This is a genomic window from Bradyrhizobium sp. 2S1 (assembly GCF_011516625.5).
In the GTDB taxonomy this organism is placed as follows: domain Bacteria; phylum Pseudomonadota; class Alphaproteobacteria; order Rhizobiales; family Xanthobacteraceae; genus Bradyrhizobium; species Bradyrhizobium septentrionale.
The window spans coordinates 2799267-2816657 of record NZ_CP147717.1 but is presented as its reverse complement, the minus strand read 5'-3'; the positions used below and the strand labels follow the sequence as shown (position 1 = coordinate 2816657).

Genomic DNA, 17391 nt, shown 5'->3' with positions numbered 1-17391 from the left:
TCAGGCAGCCTCTCACTGCAAAGGGCGGCGCCGGGCGATCGGAGCCGCCCTTTCTGTTGGCTCTGCGCAGTCGCGCGCGAACCGCGGCTCACCAGAATGGGCCGAATCCGAAGCCGAAGGTGAACGGCGCCGGCGCAGCATACGGATATGGCCGGTAATAATAGGGCCGCGCGTAATAATAGGAGCCGTACGGACGGTAATAGGAGTAGGAGCGATAGTACGGCCGGTAGCTGTGGTGATAATGATGCCGATGGTAATAGTGATGATGGCGCTGCGCGCTGAAGTCAGTTGCCTTGCCCGCGTGCCGCTGTTGCGCGGCAGCCTGCGGCTTGGCTGATGCGGTCGCCGATGCCGGCGCCGTCAATGCGACGGCACAAGCGACAGCGGCAACACCGATCCATCTCATCATGATCAACTCCTGCAGATTTCGATTGATATCATCTGGCGCGCGCGAATCTGCCGGTTTGATGGCTGCAAACGACAACAGGCCCGTTGCTCACGGGCCTGTGTCTCAACTGCGCTGATACGCCGCGCGATCAGTGGCGCCAGTGGCGATGGCCCCAGCCACGGTGATGACCGCGACCCCAGCCGCGATGCCAGCCGCGGCCCCAGCGCACTTGCGTGGTCGCCTGGTTCGCATTGTCCTGAACCGTTGCGGCGGTGCCTGGCGTCGCCAGCGACATCGCATTTGCGCGCTCGGCCGGCGCCGCCAAGACCAGCACGGCACCGACAGCCGCGAGCCCCAGAACTTTCATCACCTTCATAAGTCTTCTCCTTGATCCCTTGATGTCACGTCTTGCAACGACGCCTCGCGTTCGCCCGCGAATCGACCGCCGTTGCCGCGACGCAGATCGCAAGCAGAGTGCGGATGACGTGAATGGGATGTGAATGACTGCGCCACGATTGTGAATGCTGCTGGCGCGCTCAGGTTCCGATACGTCGCGCGAATTCTCGCGTTCACACGCAAAACCCGGCCTAGACTATGGTCGTATCTCGCGTGCTCTCTGTTGCAGGAGGTTGCCGTGACACAAACAGGTACACGCGCGCGGTTGCTTCGTACCGCGCTTGCGACGCTCAGTGGTTCCATCATGCTCGCCGATGTCGCGCTCGCCTCGCAGGGACCGGGCGGCGGCATGGGAACGGCGAGCCATCTCACGCAAATGCTGATGGCGGTCGTGGTCTATGGAACGACGGGAGTGATCGCAGCTACTGCTGTGATCAGCGCGGCACGACGGCGGACGCGCAGCTAGAGCATGATGAGATTAGGTTGAGCTGGAGCGGCGTCGAAAGTTCACCTCTCCCTTGGGAGAGGTGAACCGAAATCCCGCTCTAGCCGGGCCGCCAGAAGCAGTTCATGCGCGGGGTGATCACGGTGCCGCTCGGCCGGTGCTCCTGGACATAGGTCGCGGTGCAGTCGCGCACGGCGTTCGGACCGGGATTGTAGCGCGGGATGACATCCGGTTCCCAGTGATCGGGCCGGGACCGGTAGATCGGCACGCGCTTCAGCCGGCGGCGCTCGACGACCCGCTCGCGCGCCACCGGGTCCGCCTGACCGATGCGCGCTTCAGCCGCCGCGCTCTGTGCCTGCGCCTCTCCCGCCGGAAGCGAGAGCCCGACTGCACCAGCCAACAGCACTGCCGCCACGATCCGTTTCATCACGCCCACCCAAGCCCCATCCTTGAGCCCCACTGTTGGGCCGCACGGTCTCCCATTGCACCGCCAAGGTCAACTGCGCTGGCGCCGCCTGAGGCACTCGCGCTAAAGGAGTGTCATGTGGACCACAGCCAAAGCCCCCTCGCTCGCCGAGATGGAGGCCATGGCGCACGAGATTTTCGAGCGCCTGCCGGAGACGTTCCGGGCCCTCTGCGAGGGCCTGATCATCCGCGTCGACGACTTCCCGACCGACGAGGTGCTCGACGACATGCAGGCCCAGAGCGAGTTCGACCTGCTCGGCCTGTTCCACGGCATCGGCCTGCCGCAGCAGAGCTATGGCGACGTCGCCCGGCTGCCCAACCTGGTCTGGCTCTACCGCCGGCCGATCCTGGACTACTGGGCGGAGCACGATGAGACCCTCGGCCACATCGTCCGCCACGTGCTGATCCATGAAATCGGCCACCATTTCGGCCTCTCGGACGCCGATATGGAGGCGATTGAGGCCGCTGCGGGCTAGCCCTGCAGAAATGGCCCTTTTACCGCTGTCACATTCGCGATAAATAACCGCCCCTATCCCTCATTTTGACCGGGAAGTGCAACGATGGACAAGTTCACCACGCTGGAAGGCGTCGCGGCGCCGCTGAAGATCATCAATGTCGACACCGACATGATCATTCCGAAGCAGTACCTCAAGACCATCAAGCGCACCGGCCTTGGCAAGGGGCTTTTCTCCGAGCAGCGCTACAAGGATGACGGCAGCGAGAACCCGGATTTCGTCCTCAACCAGCCTGCCTATCGCAATACGAAGGTGCTGGTCGCCGGCGACAATTTCGGCTGCGGCTCGAGCCGCGAGCACGCGCCCTGGGCGCTGCTCGACTTCGGCATCCGCTGCGTGATCTCGACCTCGTTCGGCGACATCTTCTACAACAACTGCTTCAAGAACGGCATCCTGCCGATCCGCGTGTCGCAGGAGGACCTCGACAAGCTGTTCGACGATGCCGAGCGCGGCGCCAATGCGACGCTGACCATCGATCTGCCCAACCAGGAGATCCGCGGTCCGGACGGCGGCAAGGTCAAGTTCGAGATCGATCCGTTCCGCAAGCATTGCCTGATCAACGGCCTCGACGACATCGGCCTGACGATGGAGAAGAAGACGTCGATCGACACCTTTGAGGCCAAGCTCAATGAGCGCGCCTGGGCTTGAGCGGCAGCGTGTCATCGAGCCCCGGTGCCTTGCGGCGCCGGGGCTTTTGTTTGCCGAATTGCCTCACCGCAGACTTGCTGATACCTGACGCGCATGTTGCCTGACATCGTCACCTTCTGGCACGGCTCGATGGACGCGCTGCGCCAGACCTGCCTGCGCTCGCAGGTGGCGGCGGGGCACAAGGTCACCGTCTACAGCTTCGATCCGATTCCCGGCCTGCCCGACGGCGTCGGCAATGCCGAGGCCGAGGCCGTGCTGCCGCATTCGTTCTCGGAGAGGCTGCGTCCGGCCGAGCCGGACGGTTCGTGGCGCGACTGGACCATCCTGCAGTTCAGCGACTTCTTCCGCATGCGGCTGATGAAGCAGCGCGCCGGCCTCTGGCTCGATGCCGATGTGCTGCTGCTGAAGCCTGTCGAGATCGATCCGGCAAAGCCCTATTTTGCCTGGGAACGGCCGCGCCAGCTCGGCAACTCGGTGCTGTATCTGCCGCAAAATGATCCAATCGTGCGCGCCTTCGAGGCGCTGATGCAGCAGGACGAGCTGACCCCGGACTGGCTGGCCCTGCGTCACCGCGTGACCTTTGCGATGCGCCGGCTGCGCGGCAAATCCAATCGCCTCGCCGACATCCGCGTCGCGATCTTCGGCCCGGCGGCGCTCACCGCGCTGGCGCGCCGCGAAGGCGAGTTACGGCACGCGCTGCCGAAGCGTTCGTTCTACGCGGTGCACGCGGAGCCAAAACTGTTCTTCGAGCCGTCGGATTTTTCGACGTACCTGAACGACCCCGCCATCGTCGGCCTGCACATCTCGCCAAAGGGCCGCGGCAAGGACGCGCCGATCCCTGGCAGTCTTTATGCGTGGGCGACGGAGAGGTTTGGCGCGTGACCAGGGCGCAAGTTCACCCTCTCCCCTTGTGGGAGAGGGTGGCTTCGCGAAGCGAAGCCGGGTGAGGGGTCTGCCTCCGCGGATAGAGACCCCTCATCCGTCGCGGACTGCGTCCGCGCCACCTTCTCCCACAAGGGGAGAAGGGAAGGATCCCTGCTAATGCCCCATCGCAGCGATCGCGTCGGCGATCGCGATCGTGCGCCTCGCCATCTCGGCGTGCAGGCGCTCCACCATGCGGCCGTCGAGCTGGATCGCACCGCGCGAGGCGTTCTCCGGCTGTTCGAAGGCGGCGATGATCTTGCGCGCCTCAGTGACCTCGGCCTCGGGCGGTGTGAAGATCGCGTTGCAGGCGTCGATGTGGCTCGGGTGGATCAGCGTCTTGCCGTCGAAGCCGAGATCGCGGCCCTGCGCGCATTCCTCGGCAAAGCCGTCGACATTGCTGATGTCGCTATAGGGACCGTCGAGGATTTCGAGCCCGTGCGCGCGGGTCGCCAGGATGCAATGCGTGATCATCGGGATCATCGCCGCGCGGCCCGGCTTCATCCGGATCCGGGTTTCGCGCGCAATGTCGTTCGGCCCGAACACGAAGCCGGCGAGCCGGGTTTCGGAATCTTTTGACGCCGCGGCGAGCTTGTCGGCGTCGAGCACCGCGCGCGCGGTCTCGATCATGGCCCAGACCCGGATCGAGGCGGGCGCATTGATGTCGCTGAGGCGGTCGGCAACCGCATTGAGATCGTCGACGGTGGAGATCTTGGGAACCAGGATGCCGTCCGGCTGCGCCTTGCCGGCCATGCCGATGTCGTCGACCCACCAGGGCGTGTCGAGGGCGTTGATCCGGATCAGGACCTCGCGCTTGCCGAAGCCCTTGGCGGCGACCGCCTTGGCGATCTGCTCACGGGCCACCGCCTTGGCGTCGGGGGCCACCGAATCCTCGAGATCGAGGATGATGCCGTCTGCCGGCAGCGTCCGGGCCTTTTCCAGCGCCCGTGTATTCGATCCCGGCATGAACAACAGGCTGCGGCGCGGACGGGTCATGGTGATCTCCTCAAGGCCTCTGGCAGATTGTTGTTTAAGCATGATCTTTTCGGAAAACCGCTTCGCACTTTTCCGGATCATGCTCTAGCGAAAGTCCATTGTTTAGGCACTGATCGGCCGCGGCTTTTCAAGCCCCGGCGCTATCATTTCAGCCCCGACGCCGAAAGTCTTGTTCCGGACATGCGCTTGTGGTTAGGCAGTGGCATGCAGTCCTTTCCGAAGCAATTGATCGACGGCTACCACGCCTTTGCCACGCAGCGGCTGCCGACCGAGCAGTCCCGCTACCGGGACCTGTCCGAGCGCGGCCAGTTCCCCGAGACCATGGTGATCGGCTGTTGCGACTCCCGCGTCTCGCCGGAAGTGATCTTCGATGCCGGCCCTGGCGAGTTGTTCGTGGTCCGCAACATCGCCAACCTGGTTCCGGTCTACCAGCCCGACAGCAACGCCCACGGCGTCTCGGCCGCGCTGGAGTATGCCGTGACCGTACTGAAGGTGAAGAATCTCGTGGTGCTGGGCCATGCCCAGTGCGGCGGCATCCGCGCCTTCGTCGACAAGATCAAGCCGCTCACGCCTGGCGACTTCATCGGCAAATGGATGCAGATGTTCATCAAGCCGGGCGAAGTCGTCGAGCAGCGCGAGCATGAGAGCATGCAGGACTTCGTCACCCGCATCGAGAAGGCCGCGGTGTTCCGTTCGCTGGAGAACCTGATGACCTTCCCGTTCGTGCGCGAACGCGTGGAGAGCGGTGACATGCAACTGCACGGCGCCTATTTCGGCGTCGCCGAAGGCTCGCTGTTCGTGCTCGACCGGGGCGCGAAGGAATTCGTCAGCGTTCGCTGACGCGATGAAATCGGGCCAACAGAAATCTACTCGCCTCCGTGATGGCCGCTGCCCCAGCGGTCGGAGATCGCGAGCATGAAGGACGACACCACGAACACCAGGTGCACACCGACCAGCCAGGCGAGCTTGCTGGGATCGAAGGCGGTATCGAGGTTCATGAACGCCTTCAGCACCTGAATGGCTGAGATCGCGACAATCGACGCCAGCAATTTCTGTTTCAAGCCGCCGAAATCGACCTTGGTCATCCAGTCCGGCCAATCCGGGTGCCCTTCCGGATCGATCTTCGAGACGAAATTCTCGTAGCCGGAAAACACCACGATCAGGATCAGATTGCCGGTCAGCGAGATGTCGATCAGCGAGAGCACGCCGAGGATGATGTCGGATTCCTTGGCATCCGGCACATGCAGGATGAAGTGCCACAGCTCCATGCAGAACTTGAGCAGCAATGCCGCGAGGCTGATGACGAGGCCGAAATAGAACGGCGCCATCAGCCAGCGACTGTTGAACAGCAGGTTCTCGAAACGACGTTCAACGCGCTTCAGCGTCGGATTGGGCCGATAGGTCCCCGGTTGTTCCGCCATGCCACGCGCTTCCTGACCCGTATCCCACGCTTCGCTGTTACGCCGCCTTCTTCTTGGCGGTGATCAGCTTGCGGTTGATCAGGACTTCGGCGATCTGGATCGCGTTCAGCGCGGCACCCTTGCGCAGATTGTCCGACACGCACCAGAACGACAGGCCGTTCTCCACCGTCGCATCCTCGCGGATGCGGCTGATATAGGTCGCGTCCTCGCCGGCCGCCTCATACGGCGTGACGTAGCCGCCCGGCTCGTGCTTGTCGATCACCAGGCACCCCGGCGCATTGCGCAGGATGTTGCGCGCCTCGTCCGCCGTGATCGGATTGGCGAACTCGACATTGACGGCTTCGGAGTGGCCGACGAAGACCGGCACGCGCACGCAGGTCGCGGTCAGCTTGATCTTGGGATCAAGGATCTTCTTGGTCTCCATCATCATCTTCCACTCTTCCTTGGTGAAGCCGTCTTCCATGAAGACGTCGATCTGGGGAATGACGTTGAAGGCGATGCGCTTCGGAAACTTCTTATTGATCAGCTCGTCATTGGTGTAGACGGCCTTGGTCTGCGTGAACAACTCGTCCATCGCGTCCTTGCCGGCGCCCGACACCGATTGATAGGTCGAGACCACGACGCGCGTGATCGTCGCTTTGTCGTGCAGCGGCTTCAGCGCGACGACGAGTTGCGCGGTCGAGCAGTTCGGATTGGCGATGATGTTCTTCTTGGTGAAGCCGGCGGCCGCATCCGCGTTCACCTCCGGCACGATCAGCGGCACGTCCGGGTCCATGCGCCAGGCCGAGGAATTGTCGATCACGACCGCGCCGGCGGCACCGATCCTGGGCGACCATTCCTTGGAGACCGAGCCGCCGGCCGACATCAGGCAGATGTCGACGTCGGAGAAATCATAATGCTCGAGCGCCTTCACCTTCAGCGTGCGGTCGCCATAGGAGACCTCGACGCCGACGCTGCGGCGCGAGGCCAGCACGACGACCTCGTCGGCGGGGAATTTGCGCTCGTCGAGAATGTTGAGCATTTCGCGCCCGACATTGCCGGTCGCTCCGACCACCGCGACTTTGTAACCCATCGTTCACTCTCCGACGAAAAATGCCCGTTCCCCCGCTGGCAGCGGAAAGGGAAGAGGCAGCGCTTCTATGCGAGAAACCCCGTCAAGACAACGTTGCGTAGCATTTGAGCGTTTTGATGCGTTTCTTTCAGGCCGGTCCGGCCGCACCCCATCATACGAGAACTCCGTCAGCGCTGACGAGTTTCGTCGACGAAATATACGCCACGCTCTCCCGGCTTCCTAATGTCGCCGTGCTCGCGCTGTTCGCCGTCCTCGGCAACTATCTATGGAAGCAACTGCCGGACGCAACGGCGATGGCGGCCCCCACCATCGCGGGCTGGAGCCTGGCCGGCCGTTCGACGCCGGCTTTTGCTATCAGCCGGCTCGATCCACGAGATAAAACAGAGACTTACGAAATCTTCCGGCACCCCGAGGGCGGTCGCAAGGACGTCTTCCGCTGGGCTGACGCCGATGGCGCACCGGCAGCCGAGCTCGAAATCTACCGTCCCGGCGGCGAGGCCATGGGACCCGCGGTCACCGAGATCGCCGGGCGGCCCGACCCGGGCGGCGTCCGCGAGCTCGAGGCCGCCGGGATCGTCGACAGCAAGTTCGGCAGCGTCACCTTGCTGCGTCCGGCGCGGCAGGACGGCAGCAGCAGTTGCCTCGGCTTCCTCAAGCAGGCCGACGCGCCCGATCTGCGTATCTCCGGCTGGACCTGCCAGGGCGCCAGCCTGCCGGCCCAGCGCGCCGCGATCGTCTGCATGCTGAACCGCCTGAACCTGCTGGCCGCCGGCAATGACCTGCGGCTCGCCGCGCTGTTCGCGCATGCCGAGCTGCGCCGTACCGACTGCGTTACCTCCGGCCCGCCGGCCCTGTCGGCCGACTGGGTGATGGGCAGCGAGAACCCGCTTCTGCGCGGCGCCCTTTGATGGCAAGACCGTGGCAAGACACTGGTTTACATGAAACTTTTGCTCTACCGGCCGCATTATCTGGGCCGGTGTGGCGCAATTGACCTAGTGACGGGCTTCCCACCAAGGCTACAATATGTTCCGAGTGATTTTGGCGGACGCGCCAGCCCCCCGATGGGGCCGTAATGACGAGGATGCGATGACCTTGAAATTCCCTGCCGCGAACAAGCTCGTGGTGTTGCTTGCCGCGGCTGCCGTCACCGCAACCGCGCTCAGTGTGACCGCAGCCAGCGCGCAGAGCCCGACCAAGCGCAAGCAGCAAGAGCAGTATGACCGCGACGGCCGCCGCTATTACGGCCAGCAGGGTCCGAACCGCGTCTATCAGCAGGGTCCGCGCACCCGCGTTTACGTCACCACGCGCTCGTGGCTGGACGCCGGCACCGAAGTGCTGCCGGGCGACCGCAAGTTCAACGACTACGCCTATCCGCCGGAGATCGGCTACCCCTCGTTCGGGCGCGAGAACAACAACCGTCCGATCGATCGCCAGCCGCTCAGCCCGCCGGCCGATCTCGGCGGCTATCCGCGGAACTTCCCGCTGTACTGAGAATTTCGGCAAGCAGCCGATACGAAAATGCCCGGCTCCGGCCGGGCATTTTTGTTTGTCCGTCATTCCGGGATGGTCCGAAGGACCAGACCTCAGATGCGCGATTGCGCATCGGGGAATCTCGAGATTCCGGGTTCGCGTCTTTGACGCGCCCCGGAATGACGGCAGAGCCGTCACGCGTGCAGCTTCTGCAATTCCTTCAGGATCGCTTCGCCCATCTGCGTCGTGCTGACCGGCGTGGTGCCTTCCGACTTGATGTCGGCGGTGCGCAAGCCATTGGCGAGCACGGCCGCGATCGCGGCATCGACCTTGTCGGCGAGATCGCCCATGGCGAAGGAATAGCGCAGTGCCATGCCGAACGAGGCGATCATGGCGATCGGATTGGCGAGGCCTCGGCCTGCGATATCCGGCGCCGAGCCGTGCACCGGCTCATACAATGCCTTGCGCTCGTTGGTCTTGGCGTCCGCCTTGCCGAGCGAAGCCGACGGCAGCAGGCCGAGCGACCCCGTCAGCATCGCCGCAATGTCCGACAGCATGTCGCCGAACAGATTGTCTGTGACGATGACGTCGAATTGCTTCGGCGTCTTGACGAGATTCATGCCGCCGGAATCGGCGAGCTGATGCTCGAGCGTGACGTCCTTGTATTCGCGCGCATGGACCTGGGTCATGACCTCGTTCCAGAGCACGCCCGACTTCATGACGTTGCGCTTTTCCATCGACGTCACCTTGTTACGGCGCTTGCGCGCCAGGTCGAAGGCGACACGGCCGATCCGCTCGATTTCAAAGGTGTCGTAGACCTGGGTGTCGACCGCGCGCTTCTGGCCGTTGCCGATATCAGTGATGGTCTTCGGCTCGCCGAAATAGACGCCGCCGGTGAGCTCGCGCACGATCATGATGTCGAGGCCCTCGACCACCTCGCGCTTGAGGCTCGAGGCGTCCGCCAGCGCCGGATAGCACACCGCCGGACGCAGATTGGCGAACAGGCCGAGATCCTTGCGCAGCCGCAGCAGGCCGGCCTCGGGGCGGACTTCGTAGGGCACGCTGTCCCATTTGGGACCGCCGACCGCGCCGAAGATCACGGCGTCGGCCGCCGTGGCCTTGGCCATGTCGCCCTCCGAGATCGACACCTTGTGGGCGTCATAGGCGGAGCCGCCGACCAGCCCCTGCTCGGTCTCGAACCTGGCGATGCCCTGCGCATTCAGCCAGTCGATCAGGCGCTGTACCTCGGCCATCACTTCGGGGCCGATGCCGTCGCCGGGGAGAAGCAGCAGTTTGTGGGTCGCCATGGTTCGTTCCTCACTCAATCGGGCATGCCCGTCATCGTCAGGCGCGAGTGCTAAAACGCCCCGGGCGGATTGGCAAGGCGCCTCGGACAGGGCCAAAATGGCCCCACAGAGCCAACCGCGCCCCAAGAAGCCAACAAGACGGACCTCATGACCGGAGCCATCGTCTACGCCTTCGCCTCGGCCATTTTCCTCGGCGCAGGCGTCGTGCTGGCGCAGCTTGGCTTGCGCACTGTCGAGCCGCTGTCGGGCGCCGCAATCAGCGTGCCGTCCTTCACTCTGCTGTTCCTGCTGCTGTCGCCGCTGATCCTGCATGGCGAGCCGGTGGTGTGGCGCGGCCTGCCGATCTTCATGGCGATCGGCCTGTTCTTCCCGGCCTCGCTGACGCTTTTGACTTTCGCGTCGAACCGGTCGCTGGGACCCCTCATCACCTCAACATTGGGCAATCTGGCGCCGCTGTTTGCGGTCACCGCCGCCGTGGTGCTCGAGCCGCAGCAGCTCGCCGGCCTCGTCGTCGCGGTGGCGGGGGCGGCTGTGATCACCGTGACCCGGCCGCGCGACCTCGGCCATTGGCGCAGCTGGGCCCTGCTGCTGCCGCTCGCCAGCGCGCTGGTGCGCGGCATCGTGCCCCCGATTGCCAAGCTCGGGCTTGCGATCTGGCCGAGCCCGCTCTGGGCCTGTCTGATCGGCTACATCATGTCCTCGCTGGTGGTGCTGACCGTGCAGCGGATCCGCAAGGGCAGCTTCACGGTGCAGGCCCCGCGCGAGGGCCGGTTCTGGTTCGCATTGACCGGCATCAGCAACGGGCTCAGTGCACTCAGCCTGTTCGCCGCGGTCCGCAACGGCCCGATCACGCTGGTGGCGCCGCTGGCTGCGATCTATCCGCTGGTCACCGTGGCGCTGAGCGCAATGCTGCTCAAACATGTCGAGATCACGGCGCGGATCGTCGCCGGAACCCTGCTGACCGTGATCGGTGTCGCGCTGGTCCTGATCGCTTGATTGTCTGATACGCAAGACAGTGTTGCGGCCTCCGGCGCTGGGCAGCGCCGCTGCGGCCTGCCACAATGGCGGCATTGCCGGAGTGAATTGTGAGAGCCCCCGCCCCGTCCTATCCGCATCCCGCGCGGCTGATCCTGATTCTGTCGCTCGCACCGACGGTCGGTCTCGGCATCGGCCGCTTTGCCTATTCGCTGGTGCTGCCCGACATGCGCGACTCGCTGGCCTGGTCGTATTCGGCCGCCGGCTTCATGAACACGATCAATGCCGCCGGCTATCTGGTAGGCGCGCTGTTCGCCTCGCGTCTGATCCAGCGCTTCGGGCTTGCCACATCGGTGCGCTGGTCGACGCTGGCCTGCGCGCTGTCGCTGGCGCTCTGCGCCATCTCGGGCAATTTTGCCGTGCTGAGCTTTGCCCGCCTGCTGGTCGGCTTCGCCGCCGCAATCGGCTTCGTCGGCGGCGGCGCACTCGCGGCGACCATTGCGCAGTCGCGGCCGGAGCGCGCGAACTTCCTGCTTAGCCTGTTCTATGCCGGGCCGGGCGTCGGTATCCTGGCATCCGGCCTGATCGCGCCCTTCGTGCTGCAGGGCTTTGGCGCGGGCTCCTGGTGGATCGTGTGGTGGGCGATGACCTTGCTCTCCGCGATTATGACCGTGCCGCTGCTGCTTGCGCCCTTCCACGCCGGTGCGGCCGCCGCCGGTATCGTGCGGACCAAATTCGAAATCATGCCGGTCCTGATCTACCTCGCCGCCTATTTCCTGTTCGGGGCCGGCTACATCGCCTACATGACCTTCATGATCGCCTATGTCCGCGACGGCGGCGGCGGCGCGGTCGCACAGAGCGCGTTCTGGAGCCTGATCGGCGTCAGCGCATTCGTGACGCCCTGGTTCTGGCGGCGGGTACTGGCGCTCGATCGCGGCGGGCTCGCCACCACCATCATCCTCGGCGTCAACGCGCTCGGCGCGAGCCTGCCGATCTTCGGGCATTCGCCGCTGCTGCTTACGATTTCCGCGCTGGTGTTTGGCGTCGCCTTCTTCGCGGTGGTGGGGTCAACCACCGCCTTCGTACGCTTCAACTACCCGCCGCAAGCCTGGCCGACTGCGATCGCGGCGATGACCATCGCCTTCGGCATCGGGCAGACGCTCGGGCCGATCGTGGTCGGCGCGATCACGGATGCCGTCGGCAGCCTGTCATTTGCGCTGAACGTCTCGGCCGCGATGCTCGCGCTCGGCGCACTGCTGTCGGCGTTTCAAAGGAAGGTGGGGCCTTAGACCCATTCGTCATTCCGGGGCGATGCGCAAGCATCGAACCCGGAATCTCGAGATTCCGGGTCTGGTCCTTCGGACCATCCCGGAATGACGCTTCGCGTCAGCTCCCGCTGAACGAATTGTAGCCTTGGTCTTCCCAGTAGCCGCCCTTGTAGTCGTTGGTGACTTCCATCGAGAGCACGTATTTCGGGTTCTTGAAGCCGAGCTTGGTTGGCACCCGGATCTTCATCGGGAAACCGTAGGCGCGCGGCAGGATCTCGTCGCCGAACTTGAAGGTCATCTGGGTCTGCGGATGCAGCGCCGTGCGCATGTCCAAAGGTGAATTGTAGCCGTCCTTGTCGGCGCACTGGAACCAGACATATTTGGCGCGCGTATCGGCGCCGATGATCTTGAGGAAATCGCGCAGCGGCGTGCCGGTCCAGCTGCCGATCGCGCTCCAGCCCTCGACGCAGATATGGCGCGTCACCTGCTTGACCTGCGGCAGCTTGTACAACTCGTCCAGCGTCCACGACTTCTTGTTGTCGACCAGCCCGCGCACCTCGAGCTTCCAGTCCGCGCCCGCGACCTCGGGCGCATCGTCGAGATCGTAATAGGCATTGAACGGGAACGGCTTGGTGATCATGCTCTCGGGATACGTCGGCGCCAGCGCATCCGGATTGAACATCCAGGCCTGTACCGCGTCGTTGAACTTCGAGACCCTCTTCAGCAGTTCTTCCGCCGACGACGAATCGACCACGTCGCAGCCGGTCAACAGCGTCAGCGCGCCGAGGCTGGTGCCCGCCGTGATGAAACGACGGCGCGTCAGTTCCGGCATCGTCTTCACCGCGTCGCGGACCAGCAGCTTCTTGTCGACACCGGGGATCAGGAGTTTGCGCAGGCGACCCATAGCATCCTCTCAAGAGTCTCATTTTTGGGCATGATCAACTCCGAAAACCGGTTCCCACTTTTCGGGATCATGCTCTAGCGCCCGATGATCATGGCGCGCAGGCTCTTCGGCACCAGCAGTGCGAGCGCGACATGGATCACCAGGAAGGCGACGATCAGCGCCATGCAGGTGAAATGAACATAACGGGCGAAGTCGTAGCCGCCGAACAGCGTCACCAGCCAATGCAATTGCACCGGCTTCCACATCGACAGGCCGGACAGCACGATCACGACGCCGACGATGATGATGCCGGTATAGAGCAGCTTCTGCACCGAATTGTACTTGCTGAGATCGTCATGCGACAGTTTGAAGGTCAGCGCCGCCTTGGTATCGGAGATCACGCCGCCGGGGGTGATCGGCAGCAGCTTCTTGCGGAAGCGGCCGGTGGCGAACCCGAGCGCCAGATAGATCAGGCCGTTGACCATCAACAGCCACATCGCGGCGAAGTGCCAGAGCAGCGCGCCGCCGAGCCAGCCGCCGAGCGTGATGCTCCGCGAGAAGGTGAAGCCAAACAGCGGCGAGGCGTTGTAGATCTGCCAGCCGGACATGATCATCAGGATCATCGCTAATGCGTTGATCCAGTGCACCATCCGCACCCAGATCGGCTGGATCACCTTCGCCGGCGTTGCGGTCTCTGCCTGGTGGTCGCTGACGGCAAGGCTCGTCATGGCATATCTCTGCTCGTGGTCGTTACCGGCTTATACGCCGGGAACCGGGGTTCCGTTACAGGGTCGCGCCTACTCAGTTTGATATAGGCGCCCCCATCTGGTCACAAAAATGCGAGCCGGGGCGAGGCTCCGGCTCGCTGTTTCGTAAAGCGCTCAGGGACTAAATCGGGCCGCCGGGTGTTACGTCGCCGGCATCAGCACGGTGTCGACCACATGGATGACGCCGTTCGACTGGTTGACGTTGGAAATCGTCACCATCGAGGTGCCGCCCTTGGCATCGACGATCCAGACCTTGCCGTCCTGCTTCTTCACGGTGAGTTCCTCGCCCTCCGCGGTCTTCAGCTTCTTGCCGTCGGTGAGGTCGGAGGCCTCGAGCTTGCCGGGCACCACATGGTAGGTGAGGATCTTGGTCAGCGTCGCCTTGTTCTCGGGCTTGACGAGGTTGTCGACGGTTCCGGCCGGCAGCTTGCCGAACGCGGCGTTGGTCGGCGCGAACACCGTGAACGGGCCCTTGCTTTCCAGCGTGCTGACCAGGCCCGCGGCCTTCACCGCGGCGACGAGGGTGGTGTGGTCCTTCGAATTGACGGCGTTCTGGACGATGTTCTTGGACGGGAACATCGCGGCGCCGCCGACCATCACGGTCTTTTCCTCGGCGCGGACCGGGGCCACGACAGTGGCGGTGATCGCAAGCGCGCTGAAGGCGGCGGCAGCGAGATAGGCAATACGCTTCGACATGGTTCGTCTCCCGATGAGATATCCAACCGGCGAGGCATCGCCGGCGATGATGGACAACGGCGCGTGTTGTTCGGTGTCTGCGTCGTCGTTGGCCGAGCTACGGAAGGTTTTCCCGGCGGTTTCCGGAAATAATTCTTTTTGATTCCTGAAACCGGCTGCGGCGCGCTTCGTATGCGCAGCGCAGCCCGCAACTTGTCGACCATTCCATTCAGCGGAATGGACGGGTGCGCTGCCGCGAGCAATTTGCTTGCCGCCACTGCCTGATTGGTTCAGCCTGAGATTGCAGCGCAGCTTCGCTAGCCAGGCGGGTGTGGGGAGGACGATCATGAGCAGCATCACGGCTGATGGCCACGCCGCGCCTGCGGCGAACGAGGCCAGCAGCGACGTCGGCCCGCTCGAGCAGAAGCACCTGCAATACGCCAATTACCGCGCGGTCGCCGGCGGCACCGAGGTGACGAAAACGCATTGGCACATCGCCACCGCCAACGCGCTCGGCTGGGGCTTTGACGGCATGGACGGCGTGATCTTCGCGCTGGTCTCGCCGATGGTGATCAAGGAGTTTTCGCTGAGCCTGCCGGAATATCGCTCCGGCATGCAGATCGCGCTGTTCGTCGGCATCGCCGGCCTCTATTTCTGGCCATGGCTGGCGGACCGGTTTGGCCGGCGCACGCTGCTCGCCGTCAACATCGCGCTGTTCTCGCTGTTGATGCCGGTCGCGGCGCTGTCGCCGACCTTTACAGTCTTTGTCATCGCGCGCTCGTTCCTGTTCTTCGCGCTCAACGGCGAATGGTCGCTCGGCTCAATGCTGGTGGCCGAAACCTGGCCGGCGCGGCTGCGCGGGCGGGTGATCACCATCACGCGATCGGCCTGGTGTCTCGGCGCCACGCTCGCCGGCGCCATCACCGGACTGGTCGCCGCCAATTTCGGCTGGCGTGCCGCAGTGATGGTGCCCGGCGTGATCGCACTGCTGGCGATCTATATCCGCTCCACCTGCCCGGAATCGCCCTATTGGGTGCGCGCGCAGGACCGCAAGCGGCGTATCTCGGAGACGCTGGCGCGCGGCGGCACGGTCAGCGCCGACGATGGCGCTTGGTTCGGCAAGGCCAAGTCGGTCGGCATCCGCCAGGTGTTCATGCCCGACGTGCTGCCCGCAACACTGGTTGCGCTGTTCGTGGCCTGCGCCAGCACCTGCATCTACGGCACGGTCGGCGCCTGGATGCCGCTGTATCTATCGACCGAGAAGCATTGGTCGACGACGGAATACAGCCTGTTCTACGTGTTCTACGGCCTTTGCGGCTTCCTCGGACTGTGCCTGGTCGGCTGGCTGATCGACAAGATCGGCCGCCGGCGCGCCTTCATCATCACCTTGATCGAGGGCGCGATCTTCATGACGCTCTGGGTCTATTCCGAGGACCGCGTCCTGCTCTGGACGTTCGGGCTTCTCTGGTGTCTCGGCTTCCTCGGCTTCTGGGGCCCGAGCACGACCTTGACCGCGGAAATCTTCCCGACGCGCATCCGCGGCGCCGCCAACGGCGTGGTCTGGGCGATCGCCTATTTCGTCGGCTTCGTGCTGTTCCCGTTCGTGTCCATCGCGCTCCAGCAGCACACCGGCTCGTTCGCGCTGGCGTTCCTCTGCATCCCGGTGCTGATGATCGCGATGGCGGTCGGTGTCTTCCTGTGGGTGCCCGAGCATTCCGGCAAGGAGCTGAACGAGATCATCGAGTGATCGGGGCTACGCTGCTCCAACCTCCCCTTGAAAAGGGGAGGTCGCTTTGCTCGCCAGAGCAAAGCGGGTGGGATCTGCTCTCTCCACATACACCGTCGCCTGCGGCTGACCCCCATCCCGACCTTCCCCCTTTCAGGGGGAAGGAGAAGACGGACCTAATCCCTGTTCGCCGGCGTCTGGATGAACCCGCGGTTGTGGGTCGGGCTGATCAGGATCTCGTTCATGCAGACCCGCGGCGGCATGCTGGCGACGAAAGCGATGGTGCGGCCGCAATCCTCGGGCTGCAGCATCTTGGCCTGCTCGGCTTCGCTCGGCACCACCGGCCGCTGCTTGAGGATCGGCGTTGCAACCTCGCCCGGCGACAGGCAGCAGGCGCGCAGGCCGTTGACGCATTCGTCCATGTTGAAGGAGTGGGTCAGCGCCAGCACCGCGTGCTTGGTCGTGGTGTAGGCCGGGCCCGGCATTTTCGAGACGTGACGGCCGGCCCAGGAGGCGACGTTGATGATGCAGCCGTCCTGCTGCTTGCGCATCGTCGGCAGCACCGCGCGCATGCAATAGAGCACGCCGTTGAGGTTGACCTCGACGAGCTTGTCCCAACCTTCCAGTTCCATGTCGGCCCAGCTGCGCTTCGGCACATTGATGCCGGCGCTGTTGACCAGGAGGTCGATGCGGCCGTGTTTGGCGACGATGGTCTCGGCCGCCTTGTTGACGTCGGCCTTGTTGCTGACGTCGAGCGGGATCGCCTCGGCCTTGCCGCCGTTGTTCGTGATGTTGGCCACCACGCGGTCGAGCTCTTCCTTGCGGCGGCCGGAGACCACCACCGTCCAGCCGTCCGCAGCCAGGAATTCCGCCCCGGATTCGCCGATTCCGGTGCCGCCGCCGGTGACCCAGGCCACGCGTTTCCCATTATTTGTCATGCAAACTGTCTCCGTTGCTTTCCGAAGGGCGTTTTTGCTAATCCAGCGCTAGTGCCCCGCTTCCGAAGTTCGTGATCCGCCGCGGCAGACACTGACACGAACTTCGGAAGCTTAC

21 protein-coding genes are annotated in these 17391 nt (G+C 64.1%); 10 read left to right on the top strand and 11 right to left on the bottom strand.

Annotated features, from left to right (window positions below):
- Window positions 1-88 precede the first annotated feature (88 nt).
- Both HAP54_RS13345 and HAP54_RS13340 read right to left on the bottom strand, forming a co-directional pair.
- On the bottom strand, window positions 89-484 hold the full coding sequence (locus HAP54_RS13345) for a hypothetical protein (RefSeq protein ID WP_175619231.1): 396 nt from the start codon (window positions 482-484) through the stop codon (window positions 89-91).
- 52 nt (window positions 485-536) lie between these two features.
- The gene (locus tag HAP54_RS13340; RefSeq protein ID WP_166300542.1) at window positions 537-764 is read right to left on the bottom strand and encodes a hypothetical protein; all 228 of its coding nucleotides are present in this window, start codon (window positions 762-764) and stop codon (window positions 537-539) included.
- Between the two features lie 258 nt (window positions 765-1022).
- Here HAP54_RS13340 and HAP54_RS13335 point away from each other — a divergent pair, with 258 nt between their 5' ends.
- The gene (locus HAP54_RS13335; RefSeq protein ID WP_166293477.1) at window positions 1023-1250 is read left to right on the top strand and encodes a hypothetical protein; all 228 of its coding nucleotides are present in this window, start codon (window positions 1023-1025) and stop codon (window positions 1248-1250) included.
- Between the two features lie 79 nt (window positions 1251-1329).
- Here HAP54_RS13335 and HAP54_RS13330 read toward each other — a convergent pair whose 3' ends face one another.
- Window positions 1330-1656, bottom strand: a complete 327-nt coding sequence (locus HAP54_RS13330; RefSeq protein WP_166300541.1) for a hypothetical protein — start codon at window positions 1654-1656, stop codon at window positions 1330-1332.
- A 115-nt stretch (window positions 1657-1771) separates the two neighbouring features.
- Here HAP54_RS13330 and HAP54_RS13325 point away from each other — a divergent pair, with 115 nt between their 5' ends.
- The 3 genes from HAP54_RS13325 (at window position 1772) to HAP54_RS13315 (ending at window position 3739) form a co-directional block, all read left to right on the top strand.
- Window positions 1772-2170: a metallopeptidase family protein gene (locus HAP54_RS13325; RefSeq protein ID WP_166300539.1), complete on the top strand. Its 399-nt coding sequence runs from the start codon at window positions 1772-1774 to the stop codon at window positions 2168-2170.
- Between the two features lie 84 nt (window positions 2171-2254).
- Window positions 2255-2857 (top strand): 3-isopropylmalate dehydratase small subunit, encoded by a 603-nt coding sequence (gene leuD, locus HAP54_RS13320; protein WP_166300537.1) that lies wholly within the window; start codon window positions 2255-2257, stop codon window positions 2855-2857.
- A gap of 93 nt (window positions 2858-2950) precedes the next feature.
- A complete protein-coding gene (locus HAP54_RS13315; protein WP_166300535.1) occupies window positions 2951-3739 on the top strand; it encodes a hypothetical protein in 789 nt (262 codons plus the stop codon).
- Window positions 3740-3895: 156 nt separating this feature from the next.
- On the opposite strand, the gene HAP54_RS13310 is transcribed toward HAP54_RS13315, so the two are convergent.
- Window positions 3896-4774 (bottom strand): HpcH/HpaI aldolase/citrate lyase family protein, encoded by an 879-nt coding sequence (locus HAP54_RS13310; RefSeq protein WP_166300533.1) that lies wholly within the window; start codon window positions 4772-4774, stop codon window positions 3896-3898.
- Between the two features lie 204 nt (window positions 4775-4978).
- Between HAP54_RS13310 and HAP54_RS13305 the strand changes: the two genes are divergently transcribed.
- A complete protein-coding gene (locus HAP54_RS13305) occupies window positions 4979-5614 on the top strand; it encodes a carbonic anhydrase (protein ID WP_166300531.1) in 636 nt (211 codons plus the stop codon).
- A 26-nt stretch (window positions 5615-5640) separates the two neighbouring features.
- Here HAP54_RS13305 and HAP54_RS13300 read toward each other — a convergent pair whose 3' ends face one another.
- Both HAP54_RS13300 and HAP54_RS13295 read right to left on the bottom strand, forming a co-directional pair.
- On the bottom strand, window positions 5641-6195 hold the full coding sequence (locus HAP54_RS13300; RefSeq protein WP_166300529.1) for a TIGR00645 family protein: 555 nt from the start codon (window positions 6193-6195) through the stop codon (window positions 5641-5643).
- 37 nt (window positions 6196-6232) lie between these two features.
- Window positions 6233-7267: an aspartate-semialdehyde dehydrogenase gene (locus HAP54_RS13295; RefSeq protein ID WP_166300527.1), complete on the bottom strand. Its 1035-nt coding sequence runs from the start codon at window positions 7265-7267 to the stop codon at window positions 6233-6235.
- Window positions 7268-7383: 116 nt separating this feature from the next.
- On the opposite strand from HAP54_RS13295, the gene HAP54_RS13290 reads away from it, so the two are divergent.
- Window positions 7384-8175: a hypothetical protein gene (locus HAP54_RS13290; RefSeq protein WP_166300525.1), complete on the top strand. Its 792-nt coding sequence runs from the start codon at window positions 7384-7386 to the stop codon at window positions 8173-8175.
- A gap of 178 nt (window positions 8176-8353) precedes the next feature.
- A complete protein-coding gene (locus tag HAP54_RS13285; protein WP_166300523.1) occupies window positions 8354-8758 on the top strand; it encodes a hypothetical protein in 405 nt (134 codons plus the stop codon).
- Between the two features lie 173 nt (window positions 8759-8931).
- Here the strand turns inward: HAP54_RS13285 and leuB are convergent, their stop codons facing one another.
- Window positions 8932-10044 carry a 3-isopropylmalate dehydrogenase gene (gene leuB, locus HAP54_RS13280; protein ID WP_166300521.1) on the bottom strand — a complete coding sequence of 371 codons (1113 nt, stop codon included), beginning with the start codon at window positions 10042-10044 and terminating at the stop codon, window positions 8932-8934.
- Window positions 10045-10191: 147 nt separating this feature from the next.
- On the opposite strand from leuB, the gene HAP54_RS13275 reads away from it, so the two are divergent.
- Both HAP54_RS13275 and HAP54_RS13270 read left to right on the top strand, forming a co-directional pair.
- Window positions 10192-11040, top strand: coding sequence for an EamA family transporter (locus HAP54_RS13275; protein ID WP_166300519.1), 849 nt, complete (start codon window positions 10192-10194; stop codon window positions 11038-11040).
- An 89-nt stretch (window positions 11041-11129) separates the two neighbouring features.
- On the top strand, window positions 11130-12308 hold the full coding sequence (locus HAP54_RS13270) for a YbfB/YjiJ family MFS transporter (RefSeq protein ID WP_166300517.1): 1179 nt from the start codon (window positions 11130-11132) through the stop codon (window positions 12306-12308).
- 97 nt (window positions 12309-12405) lie between these two features.
- On the opposite strand, the gene HAP54_RS13265 is transcribed toward HAP54_RS13270, so the two are convergent.
- The 3 genes from HAP54_RS13265 to HAP54_RS13255 all read right to left on the bottom strand — a co-directional run bounded on the left by HAP54_RS13265 (window position 12406) and on the right by HAP54_RS13255 (window position 14633).
- Window positions 12406-13191: a molybdopterin-binding protein gene (locus HAP54_RS13265; protein WP_166213236.1), complete on the bottom strand. Its 786-nt coding sequence runs from the start codon at window positions 13189-13191 to the stop codon at window positions 12406-12408.
- 74 nt (window positions 13192-13265) lie between these two features.
- Complete coding sequence (locus HAP54_RS13260) at window positions 13266-13898, bottom strand: cytochrome b/b6 domain-containing protein (RefSeq protein WP_166300516.1); 633 nt, start codon at window positions 13896-13898, stop codon at window positions 13266-13268.
- A 180-nt stretch (window positions 13899-14078) separates the two neighbouring features.
- A complete protein-coding gene (locus tag HAP54_RS13255; RefSeq protein ID WP_166307821.1) occupies window positions 14079-14633 on the bottom strand; it encodes a fasciclin domain-containing protein in 555 nt (184 codons plus the stop codon).
- Window positions 14634-14958: 325 nt separating this feature from the next.
- On the opposite strand from HAP54_RS13255, the gene HAP54_RS13250 reads away from it, so the two are divergent.
- Window positions 14959-16359, top strand: coding sequence for an MFS transporter (locus tag HAP54_RS13250; RefSeq protein WP_166300514.1), 1401 nt, complete (start codon window positions 14959-14961; stop codon window positions 16357-16359).
- 155 nt (window positions 16360-16514) lie between these two features.
- Here HAP54_RS13250 and HAP54_RS13245 read toward each other — a convergent pair whose 3' ends face one another.
- Entirely contained in the window at window positions 16515-17276 is a 762-nt protein-coding gene (locus HAP54_RS13245; RefSeq protein WP_166300512.1) for an SDR family oxidoreductase, read from the bottom strand.
- Window positions 17277-17391 lie beyond the last annotated feature (115 nt).

Coding starts and splice junctions, on each gene's coding strand:
- HAP54_RS13275 (WP_166300519.1), top strand. CDS start 10,192: ATGACCGGAGCCATCGTCTACGCCTTCGCCTCGGCCATTTTCCTCGGC.
- HAP54_RS13285 (WP_166300523.1), top strand. CDS start 8,354: ATGACCTTGAAATTCCCTGCCGCGAACAAGCTCGTGGTGTTGCTTGCC.
- HAP54_RS13290 (WP_166300525.1), top strand. CDS start 7,384: ATGCGTTTCTTTCAGGCCGGTCCGGCCGCACCCCATCATACGAGAACT.
- HAP54_RS13255 (WP_166307821.1), bottom strand. CDS start 14,633: ATGTCGAAGCGTATTGCCTATCTCGCTGCCGCCGCCTTCAGCGCGCTT.
- HAP54_RS13300 (WP_166300529.1), bottom strand. CDS start 6,195: ATGGCGGAACAACCGGGGACCTATCGGCCCAATCCGACGCTGAAGCGC.
- HAP54_RS13315 (WP_166300535.1), top strand. CDS start 2,951: ATGTTGCCTGACATCGTCACCTTCTGGCACGGCTCGATGGACGCGCTG.
- HAP54_RS13295 (WP_166300527.1), bottom strand. CDS start 7,267: ATGGGTTACAAAGTCGCGGTGGTCGGAGCGACCGGCAATGTCGGGCGC.
- HAP54_RS13265 (WP_166213236.1), bottom strand. CDS start 13,191: ATGGGTCGCCTGCGCAAACTCCTGATCCCCGGTGTCGACAAGAAGCTG.
- HAP54_RS13310 (WP_166300533.1), bottom strand. CDS start 4,774: ATGACCCGTCCGCGCCGCAGCCTGTTGTTCATGCCGGGATCGAATACA.
- HAP54_RS13340 (WP_166300542.1), bottom strand. CDS start 764: ATGAAGGTGATGAAAGTTCTGGGGCTCGCGGCTGTCGGTGCCGTGCTG.
- HAP54_RS13260 (WP_166300516.1), bottom strand. CDS start 13,898: ATGACGAGCCTTGCCGTCAGCGACCACCAGGCAGAGACCGCAACGCCG.
- leuD (WP_166300537.1), top strand. CDS start 2,255: ATGGACAAGTTCACCACGCTGGAAGGCGTCGCGGCGCCGCTGAAGATC.
- HAP54_RS13305 (WP_166300531.1), top strand. CDS start 4,979: ATGCAGTCCTTTCCGAAGCAATTGATCGACGGCTACCACGCCTTTGCC.
- HAP54_RS13250 (WP_166300514.1), top strand. CDS start 14,959: ATGAGCAGCATCACGGCTGATGGCCACGCCGCGCCTGCGGCGAACGAG.
- HAP54_RS13245 (WP_166300512.1), bottom strand. CDS start 17,276: ATGACAAATAATGGGAAACGCGTGGCCTGGGTCACCGGCGGCGGCACC.
- HAP54_RS13330 (WP_166300541.1), bottom strand. CDS start 1,656: ATGAAACGGATCGTGGCGGCAGTGCTGTTGGCTGGTGCAGTCGGGCTC.
- leuB (WP_166300521.1), bottom strand. CDS start 10,044: ATGGCGACCCACAAACTGCTGCTTCTCCCCGGCGACGGCATCGGCCCC.
- HAP54_RS13325 (WP_166300539.1), top strand. CDS start 1,772: ATGTGGACCACAGCCAAAGCCCCCTCGCTCGCCGAGATGGAGGCCATG.